A 16,357-nucleotide genomic window follows, 5' to 3' on the forward strand; every position below is an offset into this window, starting at 1 on the left:
CCGACAGACATTCCAAATTGATCTGTCAGAAGACCTTCTAAGAGCGAGTCGTTTTAAAAACCCCTTAACATTTCTGCCAATCAATCATCATATTTCCTCACTAAAGTCGCGGGTTCCTCTAACTCAGCCATTACAAGGACACCCTGATGAGTCGAGATACCGGCGACAACCTGGACCGGAACCACAGCGCCAACATGCCGATGGCCAACGTCATGGACGCCTACCTCAGCCGCCGCAGCGTGATGCGCGGCAGCCTGGGCGCCGCCATCGCCATGATTGCCGGTACCGGCCTGACAGGCTGCTTCGACGGTGGTGGTTCCGATCACGATGATCCGGTCACCGAGCCACCGGTGACCGAGCCGCCTGTGACCGAGCCGGAGGTGCCACAACTGGCACTGGGCTTCCAGTCCATCCCGGGCTCGCGCACCGACGCCTGTGTCGTTGCCGCCGGTTACAGCGCCTACGTGCTGGCGCCGTGGGGCACGCCGCTGAACAGCAACGCCAACCCGTGGAAGCCCGACGGCAGCAACACCTCGACCGACCAGGCCAACGCCATGGGCATGCACCATGACGGCATGCACTTCTTCCCCATCAACGGCAGTTCGGAAGACGGCCTGCTGGCGATCAACTTCGAGTACATCGACGCCGCCGCCCTGCACCCGGCCGGCCCGACCACCGATGTCAACGGCAAGCGCCCGGTCGAGGAGGTGCGCAAGGAAATCAACGCCCATGGGGCTGGCGTGGTGCGCCTGAAGAAAGTCAGCGGCCGCTGGCAGGTAGTCGACAACGACCCGCTGAACCGCCGCTTCACCACTGCCTCGCGCATGGAAATCACCGGCCCGCTGCGCGGCACCGACCACGTCAAGACCAAGTACTCCACCGCCGGTACCCACTGCCGCGGCACCAACAACAACTGCGGCAACGGTTACACCCCGTGGGGCACCTACCTGACCTGTGAAGAGAACTGGCCGGGCATCTTCGTCAACAAGGGCACCCGCCCCGAAGACCAGCGCCGTATTGGCGTGGGCACCTCCAGCGGCCAGTACAAGTGGGAAAGCGCTGCCGGTGACAGCACCGAAGTGGCCGACGAGTTCACCCGTTTCGACGTGACCGTCAAGGGCGCCAGCGCCACCGACGACTACCGCAACGAAGCCAGCACCTACGGTTACATCGTCGAGATCGACCCGTACAACAGCAGCACCCTGGCCACCAAGCGCACCGCGCTGGGCCGCTTCCGCCACGAGGGCTGTGCCCCAGGCCTGCCAGTCGCGGGCAAGCCGCTGGTGTGGTACATGGGTGACGACTCGAACAACGAGTACCTGTACAAGTGGGTGTCCACCGCTGTGTGGGATGCCGCCGATGCCAACCCGGCCGACCGCCTGGCCACCGGCGCCAAGTACCTGGACCAGGGCAAGCTCTATGTGGCGCGCTTCAATGCCGATGGCACCGGCGTATGGCTGCTGCTGGACGTGGCCACTGCAACCACGGGTGGCAGCACCCTGGGTGCGCTGTATGGTGACCTGCCAGGCATCATCCTCAACACCCGTGGGGCTGGCGATGCCGTGGGCGCAACGCCGATGGACCGCCCGGAATGGACGACGGTCAACCCGCTGAACGGCGACGTGTACCTGACCCTGACCAACAACAGCGCGCGCACCCCGGAAAAGGTCGACGCGGCCAACCCGCGCGGCCCGAACCGCCACGGCCACATCATTCGCTGGCACGACAGCGACGACCAGTTGAGCTTCAACTGGGACATCTTTGTGTTCGGCGCAAACGCCGCCGGTACTGCCGACATCAACCGTTCCGGCCTGACCGAACTGAACCAGTTCGCAAGCCCCGACGGCATGAGCTTCGATAGCCGTGGCGTGCTGTGGTTCGAGACCGACAACGGCGAGAGTACCCTCGCCGATTACACCAACGACCAGTTGCTGGCGGTGATCCCCACCGACCTGGTGGATGCCACCGGCAAGCAAGTGCCGGTGAACGCACAGAACCAGGTGGACCTGCGCCGCTTCTTTGTTGGGCCGAATGAGTGCGAAGTGACCGGGATTGCCTTTACCCCGGACAACAAGACGCTGTTCGTCAACATTCAGCACCCGGGGAACTGGCCGTATACCGACAAGGCTACCGATGCGACCCCGGCTGGTGCCACCGTTCGCCCGCGGGCTTCGACGGTAGTGATTCAGCGCAATGATGGCGGGGAGATCGGGACTGCCTGATCGTCCAGCGTACAGGGGCCGCTTTGCGGCCCTTTCGCCGGCAAGCCAGCTCCCACAGGGATATCACAGGCCATGAATGCCTTGGTTTCCTGTGGGAGCCAGGGGATACACAGCCTCTGAATACCATGGTTTCCTGTGGGAGCCAGGGGATACACAGCCTCTGAATATCGTGGTTTCCTGTGGGAGCCAGGGGATACACAGCCTCTGAATATCGTGGTTTCCTGTGGGAGCCAGGGGATACACAGCCTCTGAATATCGAGGTTTCCTGCGGGAGCCAGGGGATACACAGCCTCTGAATACCATGGTTTCCTGTGGGAGCTGGCTTGCCGGCGAAAGGGCTGCACAGCAGCCCCGGCAATCTCAAGCCCTACCAGGCCATCGGCTCCCGGCTACGTACCCGCACTTGCTGCGCCGGCACCCGGGCATGCCATTGCACCACCCCTAGCGCCTCCACCTGGAATTCGCTGCGTATCGCCCGCCCCTCTTCCTCGAACGACAGCTGCAGCAGGAAGTACCCGCTGTTGAGCAGCAAACCCTCACTCAGCCGTTCAAACGTTTCGTCATCCACCGCCCCCAGCGCCTGGCGCAACGCGGCCGCATCCACGTGCCCCGACGCCGGCCGCCCGCTGATGATGCGGCTGAGCAACGACCGCGAATAACGCCCTTCGTACAGCGCCTCCAGTAACGGAAGGTGCTCCAGCCCAAGCGCATTGGCGTTCAGGCGCCAGCCGGTGACCTGGGGCAAGGCGCAGAGCATCGGATAACGAGCCTGGCGAGCGGCGTCCGGCTCCAGCAGCAGGTTCAGCTCGCTGGTGTCGAGCATCGGCTGGTTGGCCGCCAGGCGCGGCGGTTGTTGGCGCAGGTACTGGGCGCTTTCGGCGCCCTGCAGGCGGGTGTCGCTGTCGGCGTCGAGCCAGTCGGCCAGCGCATCGACCAGGCGCTCGGCAGCCATGTCGTCGCCCAGCAGGTAGCGCAACTGGCGTTCGGCACGCTCGCCATCGGCGCCCAGCAGCGCGTTGACGTTGAAGCAGGTGTGCTGGTCGCGCACCCGCAGTTGCGCGTGACCGGCGCCAAAATCGTAGTTCAGCGGCTGCCCACGCAAGGCCTGCCAAAACAGCGGGCTAAGCCGCCAGGCTGGGTCGCGCAGGGCCTGCCCGGCATAGGCCAGGCCAGCCTGCTCCATGGCCCGTGCCTGCACCCGCTGGCGCAGCAGGCGCACTTCATCCACCTGGCGCCGGCCATCTTCCACCAGCCAGGCCATGCCCGCCGCCAGCATTGCCAGCACCACCATCACCATCAGCAGGGCCGCACCCTGCTGTTGCCTGCCACCCATCCGTGCGTGCCTCGCTCGTGGAATAAAGACGCCAGTCAACACGCGGCGTGTTGCAGGTAGATGGCAATGCCCGTTCGTCATGTGCACGTCATCTACACGAGGCAGGATTGCCGTTCCTTTTCATGACCTTATAGGAGTGGTCGCAATGGGTGGCATTGGAATCTGGCAACTGGTGATCGTACTGCTGATCGTATTTCTGCTGTTTGGTACCAAGCGCCTCAAGGGCCTGGGCAGCGATGTGGGCGAGGCGATCCAGGGTTTTCGCAAGTCCATGGGCGGCGACGCTGACGCCAACGCACCTGGCCAGGCGCAGGTTCAGCAACAGGCCCCACTGACCGGCCAGGCCACGCAGCAGCCTCAAGCGGACCGTCAGGCCTGATGTTCGAGGTAGGCTTCAGCGAGCTGCTGCTGGTTGGCGTCGTCGCGCTGCTGGTGTTGGGCCCGGAGCGCCTGCCGGTGGCAGCGCGCACCCTTGGCCGCGGCCTGGGCCAGGCGCGCCGGGCCATGCATGCCTTGCGCACGCAGGTAGAGCGCGAGATCGAGTTGCCCAACCTCGACAGCGCACCCTTGCAGCGCCTGGAACAGGAGATCCGCCAAGGCATCAGCCTGAACACGGAGCCGGCCAATGACGCGGCCACCGTCACGCTGCCCAAGGAAAACGCCTCATGAGTATTGCCATGGACCCGGCGGCCAGCATGCCGCTGACCGAACACCTGCGCGACCTGCGCAAACGCCTGGTGCGTTGCCTGGCGCTGGTAGCAGTGGTGTTCGCCGGCCTGTTCCCTTTCGCCCAGACGCTGTACACGCTCATATCCGAGCCGCTACGGCGCTTTTTGCCGGAAGGCACGAGCATGATCGCCACCAGCGTCACCTCGCCGTTCTTGACACCCTTCAAGCTGACCGCAATGTGCGCACTGTTCGTGGCCATGCCGCTACTGCTGCACCAGGCCTGGGGTTTTCTGGCACCGGGGCTGTACCGCCGAGAGCGGCGCATTGCCTTGCCGCTGCTGGTGTCGAGCATCGTGTTGTTCTATGCCGGCATGGCGTTCGCGTTCTTTCTGGTGTTCCCGATGATGTTCGGCTTTTTTGCCAGCGTAACGCCGGACGGCGTGGCGATGATGACCGATATCAGCCAGTACCTGGACTTCATCCTGGCGCTGTTCCTGGCGTTCGGGCTGGCGTTCGAGATCCCGGTGGCGACGTTCATCGTGGTCTGGGTGGGGTTGGCAGATGTAGCCACACTGAGGCGCAGCAGGCCCTACGTGATCGTCGGGTGCTTTGTGGTGGGGATGATCCTGACGCCGCCGGATGTGTTTTCGCAGACGATGTTGGCGGTGCCGATGTGGGTGCTGTTCGAGTTGGGGTTGCTGGCTTGCCGGCGATGGCCTTGATGCGGTCTAGAACTCGGCGAGCCGCCAGACCTCATAGGCTGGCGTCTCGTACGGGTGGCTTTGCTTGAGCGCAGCGACGGCCTGGGCAATCAGGTCGTCAGCCACCACCAGCTCTACCTTCCACTCCTCCACCACCTCGACCTGGCCGGTTTGCCCGAGGTACGGCTGGCTGCCGTCCAACGGGCGGAACTGGCCCTGGCCCAGGGTTTGCCAGGCACAGTGGTCATAGTCACCGATGCGCCCGCCACCCGCAGCGAACACAGCGACCTTGACCACTTCGACGTGGCTGGCGGGGACGAAGAAGGCGAGCTTGTACACGCCTTAGTTCACCCACACCCGCGCGTTGCGGAACATACGCATCAGCGCGGCATCTTCCTGCCACTCATCCGGGCGCCAGGAGTTCTGCACGGCGCGGAACACACGCTCCGGGTGCGGCATCATGATGGTCACACGGCCGTCGCGGCTGGTCAGGCCGGTGATACCACGCGGCGAGCCGTTCGGGTTGGCCGGGTAGGCTTCGGTGACCTTGCCGTGGTTGTCGACGTAGCGCAGGGCCACGCAACCGGAAACGTCGGCTTCCAGCAGTGCCGCTTCGTTGGCGAACTCGGCATGGCCTTCACCGTGGGCGATGGCGATTGGCATGCGCGAACCGGCCATGCCCTGCAGGAAGATCGAGTTGGACTTCTGCACCTCGACCATGGCCACGCGTGCCTCGAACTGCTCCGAGCGGTTACGCACGAAGTGCGGCCAGTACTCGGTGCCCGGGATCAGCTCGTGCAGGTTGGACATCATCTGGCAACCGTTGCACACGCCCAGGGCGAAGCTGTCGGTACGCTCGAAGAAGGCCTGGAAGGCGTCCCGGGCACGAGCGTTGAACAGCGCCGACTTGGCCCAGCCTTCACCGGCACCCAGCACGTCACCGTAAGAGAAGCCACCGCAGGCGACCAGGCCCTTGAAGGCCTCGAAGTCGACACGGCCCGCCAGGATGTCGCTCATGTGCACGTCGATGGCGGCAAAACCGGCGCGGTCGAAGGCGGCTGCCATCTCGACCTGGCCGTTGACGCCCTGCTCACGCAGGATGGCCACTTGCGGGCGCACGCCCTTCTTGATGTACGGCGCGGCGATGTCGTCGTTGACGTCGAAGCCCAGCTTGACCGACAGGCCCGGGTTGTCTTCCTCGAGCAGCAGGTCGAATTCCTGGTCGGCGCAGTCAGCGTTGTCGCGCAGGCGCTGGATCTGGTAGCTGGTCTCGGCCCACTGGCGCTGCAGCATGCGACGGTCGTCGTCGAACAGCACTTCGCCGTTCAGGCTGATGGACACTTCGGCGTTGTTGACCGGCTTGCCGATCACCGCGACGCACTCTTCGCCCAGGCCAGCGGCGCTGAACTGTGCCAGTACGTCCGGGGTGGCATCCTGGCGAACCTGGATGACCGCACCCAGCTCTTCGTTGAAGAGGATGGCCGGGACGTCTTTGCGGTTGTCGGTCAGTGGGTCGAGTTGCAGGTCGAGGCCGCAGTGGCCGGCGAAGGCCATTTCCAGCACGGTGGTGACCAGGCCGCCGTCGGAACGGTCGTGGTAGGCCAGCAGGTGGCCGTCGGCGTTCAGGCCCTGGATCACGGCGAAGAAGGCCTTGAGGTCTTCGGCGTCGTCGACGTCCGGTGCCTGGGCAGCGATCTTGCCGTAGGTCTGCGCCAGGATCGAGGCGCCCATGCGGTTTTTGCCACGGCCCAGGTCGATCAGGATCAGGTCGGTCTCGCCCTTGTCCATGCGCAGTTCAGGGGTCAGGGTCTTGCGGATGTCGGTGACCGGGGCAAAGCCGGTGATGATCAGCGACATTGGCGAGGTGACGCTCTTCTCGCCACCCTCATCGCTCCACTTGGTCTTCATCGACATCGAGTCTTTGCCGACCGGAATGGTAATGCCCAGCTCCGGGCACAGCTCCATGCCGACAGCCTTGACGGTGTCGTACAGGCGGGCGTCTTCACCCGGGTGGCCGGCAGCGGACATCCAGTTGGCCGACAGTTTGATGTCGGACAGCTTCTCGATGCGCGAAGCCGCCAGGTTGGTCAGGGTTTCGCCAATCGCCATGCGCCCGGACGCCGGGGCATCCAGCAGCGCCAGCGGGGTGCGCTCGCCCATGGCCATGGCTTCACCGGTGTAGACGTCGAAGCTGGTGGCGGTGACGGCGCAGTCGGCGACCGGTACCTGCCAAGGGCCGACCATCTGGTCGCGGGCAACCAGGCCGGTGATGGTGCGGTCGCCGATGGTGATCAGGAAGCTCTTGCTGGCCACGGCCGGGTGGTTCAGTACGCGCTGGACGGCGTTGTCCAGGTCCAGCTCGCTCGGGTCGAAGTCATCGCCCAGCTCGGCTTCGCGGGTAACCGAACGGTGCATGCGCGGCGGTTTGCCCAGCAGCACGTCCAGCGGCATGTCCACAGGCGTGTTGCCGAAGTGGCTGTCGCTTACGGTCAGGTGCGGCTCTTCAGTCGCTTCGCCGACCACGGCAAACGGGCAACGCTCACGCTCGCAGATGGCCTGGAAACGCTCGAAGTCGACCGCGCTGACAGCCAGCACATAACGCTCTTGCGATTCGTTGCTCCAGATTTCGTGCGGGGCCATGCCCGGCTCGTCATTGGGCACGTTACGCAGCTCGAAGCGGCCACCACGGCCACCGTCGTTGACCAGTTCCGGGAAGGCATTGGAGATACCGCCCGCGCCGACGTCGTGGATGAAGGCGATCGGGTTGTTGTCGCCCAGCTGCCAGCAGCGGTCGATGACCTCCTGGCAACGGCGCTCCATTTCAGGGTTTTCGCGCTGTACCGAAGCGAAGTCCAGGTCAGCCGAGCTGGCACCGGTCGCCACCGACGAAGCGGCGCCGCCGCCCAGGCCGATCAGCATGGCAGGGCCGCCGAGCACGATCAGCTTGGCGCCGACGGTGATCTCGCCCTTTTGCACGTGGTCTTCACGGATGTTGCCCATGCCACCGGCCAGCATGATCGGCTTGTGGTAGCCGCGCACTTCTTCGCCGTGCGGGGTGTTGATCGACTGCTCAAAGGTACGGAAGTAACCGGTCAGGGCCGGGCGACCGAATTCGTTGTTGAACGCAGCACCGCCCAGCGGGCCTTCGATCATGATATCGAGGGCGTCAACGATACGCTCTGGCTTGCCGTAAGCCTGTTCCCACGGCTGTTCGAAGCCCGGGATACGCAGGTTGGAAACGGTAAAGCCGGTCAGGCCAGCCTTGGGCTTGGCGCCACGGCCGGTAGCACCTTCGTCACGGATTTCGCCACCAGAGCCGGTGGAAGCGCCCGAGAACGGGGCGATGGCGGTCGGGTGGTTGTGCGTTTCGACCTTCATCAGGATGTGCACCGGCTCCTGCACCGCGCCGTACTGGCGGGTTTCAGGGTTCGGGAAGAAGCGGCCGGCAACATTGCCGACGATCACCGAGGCGTTGTCCTTGTACGCAGACAGCACGCCTTCGCTGTGCATCTGGTAGGTGTTCTTGATCATGCCGAACAGGCTTTTTTCCTGGTCCTGGCCGTCGATGTCCCAACTGGCGTTGAAGATCTTGTGGCGGCAGTGCTCGGAGTTGGCCTGGGCGAACATCATCAGTTCGATGTCGTTCGGGTTGCGCGCAAGGTTCTGGAAGGCCGCGACCAGGTAGTCGATCTCGTCTTCGGCCAGGGCCAGGCCCAGGTCGATGTTGGCCTGGGCCAGGGCTTCACGGCCACCGCCCAGGATGTCCACCGAGGTCATCGGCTTGGGCTGGGCGTGGCTGAACAGGTCGGATGCCTGCTCCAGCTGGCCGAGCACGCGCTGGGTCATGCGGTCGTGCAGCTCGGCGGCAATCAGTGCGGCATCAGCGTCGCTCAGGGTGCCGGCCACGTAGTAGGCGATACCGCGCTCCAGGCGCTGGATCGACTGCAGGCCGCAGTTGTGGGCGATGTCGCTGGCCTTGCTGGCCCACGGCGAAATGGTGCCCAACCGCGGCACGACCAGGAACAGGCGGCCGGTCGGCTCCTGTACCGGCACGCTCGGGCCGTACTTGAGCAGACGGCCCAGCACCTGCTGCTGGTCGGCGGTCAGCTCGCCGTCGACATCGGCGAAGTGGGCGAATTCGGCATACAAACCAGTAACAGCGGGTACTTTCTGGCTCAGTTGCTCGAGTAATTTACCGTGGCGAAAGGCAGAAAGGGCAGGAGCGCCGCGCAGGATCAACATCGTCGGGACAGCCTCAGGAAGGGGTGTGCTTAGAGGCCGTGCATTCTAGCCTAATTCGATGGCTTTCGGCACCCGCTCTACGCCACGGCTGCCGGGCGGCGTAACCGGACTTTTGGGTCAGATTTCCGAGGGGTTCGCCTTGGGTTCTGCAGCGCTTGGGAGATCGAGCGCCGCCCGCGCGGCGCATCGCGACGCAAGGCCGCTCCCACATCTGTTTCGGGCCAGTTACTCCTGTGCCTTTGACGCGCGCACCCTTGGCGCATGGCTGCAGGCAGGTGGAGCGGCAGCAGCGATATCGTCGATATCGAAGGGAGCAAACAAGGGCGCGCGCCGGTATCTCAGGAGAGATTGGCCCGAAACAGATGTGGGAGCGGCCTTGCGTCGCGATGCGCCGCGCGGGCGGCGCTCGATCTCGCAGGCGCCACACATCGCCAGTCAAGCCCCTCAAACCACAAAACCCGCTACCAGACAAGCTAACAGTTGTCGAGATATGGTTGAACCGGTCCTTTGCGTATACTGCAACCTATGTTCGCCCACACTGCTTTGCGCCAGCGTTGCGCCAAATGGCTTTTCGCAACCGGACTCTTTCTGCTGCTCGGTGCCTGCGTTGAAAAACCCAGCACCCTCGAGCGCGTGAAGGAGGATGGCGTGCTGCGCGTGATCACCCGCAACAGCCCGGCCACCTACTTTCAGGATCGCAACGGCGAAACCGGTTTCGAGTACGAGCTGGTCAAGCATTTCGCCGACGATCTCGGGGTGAAGCTGGAGATCGAGACTGCCGACAACCTCGATGAGCTGTTCGACGACCTCGGCAAACCCTCCGGCCCGGTGCTGGCAGCCGCCGGCCTGGTCAGCAGCGAGCGGCGCACGGCCCAGGCGAAATTCTCGCACCCGTACCTGGAAGTGACCCCGCAGGTCATCTACCGCAACGGCCGCCCGCGCCCGACCAATGCCAAGGGCCTGGTCGGCAAGAAAATCATGGTGCTCAAAGGCAGCAGCCATGCCGACCTGCTGGCCGAGCTGAAAAAACAGAACCCCGGCCTGGAATATGAAGAGTCGGATGCCGTGGAGGTGGTCGACCTGCTGCGCATGGTCGACGAAGGGCAGATCGACCTGACCCTGGTCGACTCCAACGAGCTGGCGATGAACCAGGTGTACTTCCCCAACGTGCGCGTGGCCTTCGACGTGGGCGACACCCGCGACCAGCGCTGGGCAGTGGCAGCGGGCGAAGACAACAGCCTGCTCAACGAAATCAACGAATTTCTCGACAAGGCGCAGAAGAACGGCACCCTGCAACGCCTGAAAGACCGCTATTACGGCCATGTCGACGTATTGGGTTATGTGGGTGCCTACACCTTCGCCCAGCACCTGCAACAGCGCCTGCCCAAGTACGAAAAGCACTTCAAGAGCTACGCCAAGGTCGAGCAGGTGGACTGGCGTCTGCTGGCCGCCATCGGCTATCAGGAATCGATGTGGCAGCCGGAGGTCACCTCCAAGACCGGTGTTCGCGGCCTGATGATGCTGACCCAGCGCACCGCCCAGGCCATGGGTGTGTCCAACCGGCTGGACCCGAAACAGAGCATCCAGGGTGGTGCCAAGTATTTCATGAAGATCAAGGCCGAGCTGGACGACAGTATCCAGGAGCCGGACCGCACCTGGTTCGCCCTGGCTGCCTATAACGTCGGCAGTGGCCACCTGGAAGACGCCCGTACCCTGGCCAAGCGCGAGAAGCTCAACCCGAACAAGTGGCTGGACGTGAAGAAGATGCTGCCGCGCCTGTCCCAGAAGCAGTGGTATCGCCAGACCAAATACGGTTATGCCCGTGGCGGCGAGCCGGTGCACTTCGTGGCCAACATCCGTCGTTACTACGACATCCTCACCTGGGTGACCCAGCCGCAGCTCGAGGGCCAGGTGGCCGAGGGCAACCTGCATGTGCCCGGGGTCAACAAGACCAAGCCGGCGGAACAGTCACCGCCGATGTAGGCCTGAACCGGCCTCTTCGCGGGCGCGCCCGCTCCCACAGGTACAGCACAGCCCCAAGGGAGTTGATATTCCTGTGGAGCGGGCATGCCCGCGAAGTGGCCGGTTCAGGTCAAGCCTTGGCCCGGCGGGCCTTGAAGAAGTCGCTGAGGATCTGCCCGCACTCCTGCGCCAACACCCCGCCCTCCACCATCACTCTGTGGTTGAGGAACCCCTGGCCGAAGAACTGCCCCTGGCTCTGCACAATGCCTGCCTTGGGCTCCAGTGCGCCAAATACCACGCGCATCACCCGCGAATGCACGATCAGCCCCGCGCACATGCTGCACGGTTCCAGGGTCACGTACAGGGTGCTGCCGGGCAGGCGGTAATTGCTGGCCGATTTCGCCGCAGCACGGATGGCCACCATCTCGGCATGCGCACTGGGGTCGCTGTCGATGATCGGCCGGTTGAAGCCCTGGCCGATCACCTGCCCATGCTGCACCAGCACCGCCCCCACGGGCACCTCGCCCAGCGCCGCACCTTCGGCGGCCAGGGCCAGGGCCAGGCGCATGAATTCCTGATCGCGGCTGCGATCGATGATCTGCGGGCGCATCAGACCACCGCAATCGCGGCCATCAGGCCGGTTTCCATGTGGTCGATGACGTGGCAATGGAACATCCAGGTGCCCGGGTTATCCGCCACCAGTGCCACCTGTGCGCGCTCGTTCTTGCCCAGCAGGTAGGTGTCGGTGAACCACGGCTCCTTGATGTCGCGACGGTTGGAGCCGATCACCTTGAAGCTCATGCCATGCAGGTGGATCGGGTGCTGGTACTGGGTCATGTTCTTCAGCTCGAAGATGTAGCTCTTGCCCTTTTTCAACGTGGCGATGGGGCGGTCGGCGCAGGTCTTGTCGGTGATATCCCAGGCCTGTCCGTTGATCTGCCACATACTCGACGGCTTGTCCGGGTCTGGGGTGACCGAGACGCTGGCCGCCCACTCGAAATTGAAGTTGAGCTTTTCGGCATTCTCCAGGTCCGGCTCGGCGATCGGGTTGGGCGGCAGCGCTGGCGGCCAGTCACTCGGCGCGTCATTGCTGGCCACCGAACGCAGGGTACCCAGGCGCACGAAACCATCGCGCAGGGAGATCTCCTCGCCTGCCTCGGGAATACGGATGGCGAGGCAGATGCGCATGCCGGGGCCGAGCCAGTACTCGTCCTCCAGTGGTCGCGGGGTCACCGGATTGCCGTCGAGGGCATAGATTTTCGCCTCGCAGTTGCCCTTGAGGTTCAGGCGGTACGTCCAGGTGTTGTCGAGGTTCAGCAGGCGCACCCGCACCACTTGGCCAGCCGGCAGCTCGGTGACCGAGCCGGCCTGACCATTGATGGTGATCAAGCGCCCTGCGGTGCCATTGCGCGCCGCCTCGCGAGGGATGCTGAAAGGCAGCCAGGCGCCCTGCTCGTCCACATGCCAGTTTTTCAGGCTCAACGTGCGCTCATGCTGGAACCCGGTGGGCTCATGCTCCTCGACGATCAGCGGGCCGACCAGGCCGCGCCCCAACTCTTCGGAACTGCTGACATGCGGGTGGTACCAGTAGCTGCCGGCGTCCGGCACGCGGAACTTGTAGTCGAAGTACTCGCCCGGTTTTACCGGCAGTTGCGACACATAGGGCACGCCGTCCATTTCCAGCGGCAGGCGAATGCCATGCCAGTGGATGGTGGTTTCCACCGGCAGGTGGTTGATGAACCGTACCCGCAACCAGGTGCCCTGGCGCACTCGCAACTCGGTGCCCGGTGCCGAGGGGCCAAAAGCCCAGGCCTCGGTCTTGAAGCCCGGCACCAGCTCGACGTCCAAGGGCGCGGCGATCAGCTCGTAGTCATGCCCGGCGTTGTCGTCTTCGACCTTGCCCAGCCAGTAACGCGCCGCGCCACCGGCGCCCAGGCCAACCACAACCAGGCCGGTCAGGCCCTTGAGCATTTGTCGACGGGTGAAGGACATCGGTGCGGGTACCTCGTGTTCTGCGCAATCAAGCTGCCAGCAGTGGCTGGCGATGAAGGGCGAATACGATACACCTGCAAATGGGAAAGATTAAGTGAAGTGTTGTCACAGTACCTGCCGTCAGCAATGCCCGCACGGTGACCGGCCCCAAGGCGCCTGCAGCCGATGGGCCCACAAAAAGGGACGCTGGCAGGTGCAAAGCGATATCTACCACTATGCGTCCCCTCATTCCATGCAGGCTCGGCCCTTTACCTTGTCGAGTAATGTCCATGGATACCGCCCCCCAGCAACAGGAAACCCTACAGCAGCTCCGGAATATGGCCTTGCCCTTGGTTGCCGCCTGCCCGGACATGCGTCAGATGGCCCGCGAAACGAGTCTCTCTATCCTGATCAAGCACCACCAGGCACAACGGGATCCGGACCAGGTCCATCTCAACCGGTTCAGGACCGCAGAGAGCAGCCCCCGGACATTCAGCGGCTGGGAGCACTACGAGACACCGTTTCAATCGCTGACCCTCCCGCAATTGGTCATGCACCGGTTCGACGTCCATGATCAGGACAATGCCGACCTGCTCAGTTACCTCACCGGTTTCTACAAAGACGGGGCGGACAAGCTTGTATTCAACGAACACAACGAAATTCCCCTTGCCCCACGGGATGTGCTGCAGGACTTCTGGAATATCGACTTCAGCAGCACGTTTCATAAACGCCTGGCTGATTTCTGGCATCAGCATGCTGACGACTATCGCACCCTGGCCAAGGTCAACTTCCTGGCCAAGGTGCTGGAGGTGTGCAGGGACGCCGGCCAGAGCGAGCTGGCCAGGCGCGCCCGCAGGGTCGCCACCGCCCTGACTGGGACAAACAGCTGGCCACCGAGCCTTGCGCAACTGCAACAACACGCCACGCCCGCCGCTGGCTACCGCGTGTGTACCTTCGATATCGGTGGCCACCTGGCCACCGACATCCTCCGGATCGAAATGGACGATGGCTACCAACTGCTCTATACACCGGGAGAGCTTGAGGCCCTGCACCTGTTCCGCAATCGCAGCGAGCTTTACTGGTGGGTCCTGATGAACACCAACCAGGCCGACAACAGGGCGCGCTTCATGGGGCACTTCTCGCTCGAAACGCTCGACCAGAAAGACAGCAGCGTCGGCCTCAACCACATGATCGACCTTCTGTTCTTCAACTGGGGTGGCAACGACCATCACTGCCTCAATCAGCTCGACCGGACCGTGTCAGGTGATGCATTCAGCCATTTGCGTGATTGCGCACATTCGCGCATGACCAACGATGCGAAGTTTGCCCTGCGCTCCAATGCCGATTTGCGCAAGCAATTGTGGATCGGCTACCTCAGGGCCTTCGGCGAGATCGCAGGGCCGATGGCTGCCGTGTCTTGGCCCATTGCCTTGGCGGCAGTAGGCGCGGGCCTGGCGGAGACCGGCCTGAACATCGACCAGGCGATCAATGGCCACACCACCGCCGAACGCCAGCAAGGGGTGACCGGCGCAGTGCTGGCCACCATCAATACCCTGTTCAGCGCGACCATGCTGGCAGGTGTGCCTGACGAAGCCCTTGCCGAGATCGGCGAAACCGAAGCGACGCTGCCGGTAGAACCGGCTGAAACGTCCCAACCCGCCGAGGATATGGAGCAGGCAACGGCGGCCGAGATCGACACCTGGGTCCCCGAGCCGCACAGGCCTGTGGATCAAGGCACCCTGCTGGCACCCTTTGAAACCAACGAAATACTGCTCGGCACACCGGGTACCGGCCGCTTGGAGGGTATTTATACCCAAGAAGGCAACTTCTACGCCTTGATTAACGAACTGCCCTATCAGGTCCGCTATGTAGAGCAATTGAACAGCTGGGTAGTGGTGGACCCTCAGAACCCGTTTTCTTTCCACCGTAACGTCCCTGTACGCCTGGACGCTGATGGCCGATGGCAACCTTTCGAGCGCCTGGGGTTACGCGGCGGCATGTTGCCGCGCAAGCTGCTGGCTCGCTGGGGCAGGGTTCCCGGTCCTGCGTTGGCTGAACTGCCCGACAGCCCCTACGAAATTCCTCGGGCCATGCGCCGTGGTTTGAAAAAAGCCGCTCAGGGGAAGGAGGATAAGCGTGTACTGAGCGGCATCTTTGTGAACACGGGCCCGGTTGCCAATGAATCCTATATCGAGTTCAGAAGGCTTCGCACTGCCCTGGCCACCGACGCCAGCCAGTTCCTCGAAACGGTACAGTTGCCACCTCGGCCCGAGTTACCCGAGTTGCCCCGCGGGTCAAGCCCGAAGCAGATCATCGGCAGCTTGTATGAGCGCAGTCCCGGCCTCGTCATCGGTGAAGGCCACTCACAACTGGGCAGCAAACGTTTTTTGATCGACAACATGGTGCTGCTGAAAAAACAGAAAGTCAGCGTTTTGTACATGGAGCATTTCATGACGGACTTCCAGCAGGCGGACCTGGACGTATTCAACCGCACAGGCCAGATGCCCGCAGAACTGGAGGAGTATGTGGATGCACTGGACGAAGGGCACGGGACAGACAGCTCAAGCCGCTACACCTTCAAGCAAGTGCTGATCGCCGCCCAGAAACAAGGCATCCGCATCCAGCCCATCGATTGCATGGCCAGTTACCGCCAGGCTTGGGAAGGTGCGCCATTGCCCTATATCCGGCAAAAAATGATGAACTACTTCGCCCATTTGACAATAAATGCCGACCAGGCGGTGCGTGGCCCTGGCAAGTGGGTCGCACTGGTGGGGAGCACGCACTCGAATACCTTCGAAGGGGTTCCCGGGCTAAGTGAACTGCAAGGCGCTGTCGGGCTGCGCTTTGAAGATATCGAGATAGGCAAAGTGGGCGGTGTAGACATCGACCCGGGCCACACGGTTGTCAGCGACGACCTTACCGTGGAGCGCCTTCGGGGCGACCTGCGGGTACAGGTCGCGGTGGAGCAGAGTGCAACTGCAGGCCGCAACCTGGAAACAGCACTGGTGGACAAAGGCATGTTTGCCTTCAGCGACCTCGATGGCCAACTGACCCTTGTCCATCGAAGCAACGACGGGCAACTGAAATATACCCCTGTGCACCAGGACGGGCGCTACGTCCATATCGAAAAGCCCGACTGGCCGTGGATAAGCGGACGCCACGTGGATGGCCTGGCGCAACTACGCGCTGCCCTGGCCCGCCAAGGCCTGCGCTACGTTCGTCCTTGAACAGCTAGCCTACCCTTTTAGCCTGATACG

11 protein-coding genes are annotated in these 16,357 nt (G+C 63.3%); 6 read left to right on the forward strand and 5 right to left on the reverse strand.

The window, feature by feature from the left end:
- Positions 1-146: 146 nt before the first annotated feature.
- Positions 147-2,222, forward strand: coding sequence for a PhoX family protein (locus ACN6NG_RS23950; RefSeq protein WP_474316580.1), 2,076 nt, complete (start codon positions 147-149; stop codon positions 2,220-2,222).
- Positions 2,223-2,589: 367 nt separating this feature from the next.
- Here ACN6NG_RS23950 and gspK read toward each other — a convergent pair whose 3' ends face one another.
- Entirely contained in the window at positions 2,590-3,555 is a 966-nt protein-coding gene (gspK, locus tag ACN6NG_RS23955) for a type II secretion system minor pseudopilin GspK (protein ID WP_474316583.1), read from the reverse strand.
- A 145-nt stretch (positions 3,556-3,700) separates the two neighbouring features.
- On the opposite strand from gspK, the gene tatA reads away from it, so the two are divergent.
- From tatA to tatC, 3 genes are read left to right on the forward strand one after another with little or no spacing between them, the layout of a single operon-like run.
- On the forward strand, positions 3,701-3,934 hold the full coding sequence (gene tatA / locus ACN6NG_RS23960) for a twin-arginine translocase TatA/TatE family subunit (RefSeq protein ID WP_016501257.1): 234 nt from the start codon (positions 3,701-3,703) through the stop codon (positions 3,932-3,934).
- A complete protein-coding gene (gene tatB / locus ACN6NG_RS23965) occupies positions 3,934-4,224 on the forward strand; it encodes a Sec-independent protein translocase protein TatB (protein ID WP_049276340.1) in 291 nt (96 codons plus the stop codon). Before tatA ends, tatB begins: the two co-directional genes overlap by 1 nt.
- Positions 4,221-4,946, forward strand: coding sequence for a twin-arginine translocase subunit TatC (gene tatC, locus ACN6NG_RS23970; protein WP_474316586.1), 726 nt, complete (start codon positions 4,221-4,223; stop codon positions 4,944-4,946). The genes tatB and tatC overlap by 4 nt, the downstream gene beginning before the upstream one ends.
- A 6-nt stretch (positions 4,947-4,952) precedes the next feature.
- Here tatC and ACN6NG_RS23975 read toward each other — a convergent pair whose 3' ends face one another.
- Together ACN6NG_RS23975 and purL are read right to left on the reverse strand one after the other, a co-directional pair.
- Positions 4,953-5,264 carry a YqfO family protein gene (locus ACN6NG_RS23975; RefSeq protein ID WP_063426468.1) on the reverse strand — a complete coding sequence of 104 codons (312 nt, stop codon included), beginning with the start codon at positions 5,262-5,264 and terminating at the stop codon, positions 4,953-4,955.
- Positions 5,265-5,267: 3 nt separating this feature from the next.
- The gene (purL, locus tag ACN6NG_RS23980) at positions 5,268-9,167 is read right to left on the reverse strand and encodes a phosphoribosylformylglycinamidine synthase (RefSeq protein ID WP_474316588.1); all 3,900 of its coding nucleotides are present in this window, start codon (positions 9,165-9,167) and stop codon (positions 5,268-5,270) included.
- Positions 9,168-9,692: 525 nt separating this feature from the next.
- Here purL and mltF point away from each other — a divergent pair.
- Positions 9,693-11,150, forward strand: a complete 1,458-nt coding sequence (gene mltF / locus ACN6NG_RS23985; RefSeq protein WP_063426464.1) for a membrane-bound lytic murein transglycosylase MltF — start codon at positions 9,693-9,695, stop codon at positions 11,148-11,150.
- 109 nt (positions 11,151-11,259) lie between these two features.
- Here mltF and tadA read toward each other — a convergent pair whose 3' ends face one another.
- Together tadA and ACN6NG_RS23995 are read right to left on the reverse strand one after the other, a co-directional pair.
- Complete coding sequence (tadA, locus tag ACN6NG_RS23990) at positions 11,260-11,739, reverse strand: tRNA adenosine(34) deaminase TadA (protein WP_353455772.1); 480 nt, start codon at positions 11,737-11,739, stop codon at positions 11,260-11,262.
- A complete protein-coding gene (locus ACN6NG_RS23995) occupies positions 11,739-13,121 on the reverse strand; it encodes a multicopper oxidase family protein (RefSeq protein ID WP_474316593.1) in 1,383 nt (460 codons plus the stop codon). Before ACN6NG_RS23995 ends, tadA begins: the two co-directional genes overlap by 1 nt.
- 137 nt (positions 13,122-13,258) lie before the next feature.
- Between ACN6NG_RS23995 and ACN6NG_RS24000 the strand changes: the two genes are divergently transcribed.
- Positions 13,259-16,327, forward strand: coding sequence for a membrane-targeted effector domain-containing toxin (locus ACN6NG_RS24000; protein ID WP_474316595.1), 3,069 nt, complete (start codon positions 13,259-13,261; stop codon positions 16,325-16,327).
- Positions 16,328-16,357 lie beyond the last annotated feature (30 nt).

The organism is Pseudomonas sp. TSO6 (assembly GCF_056098905.1).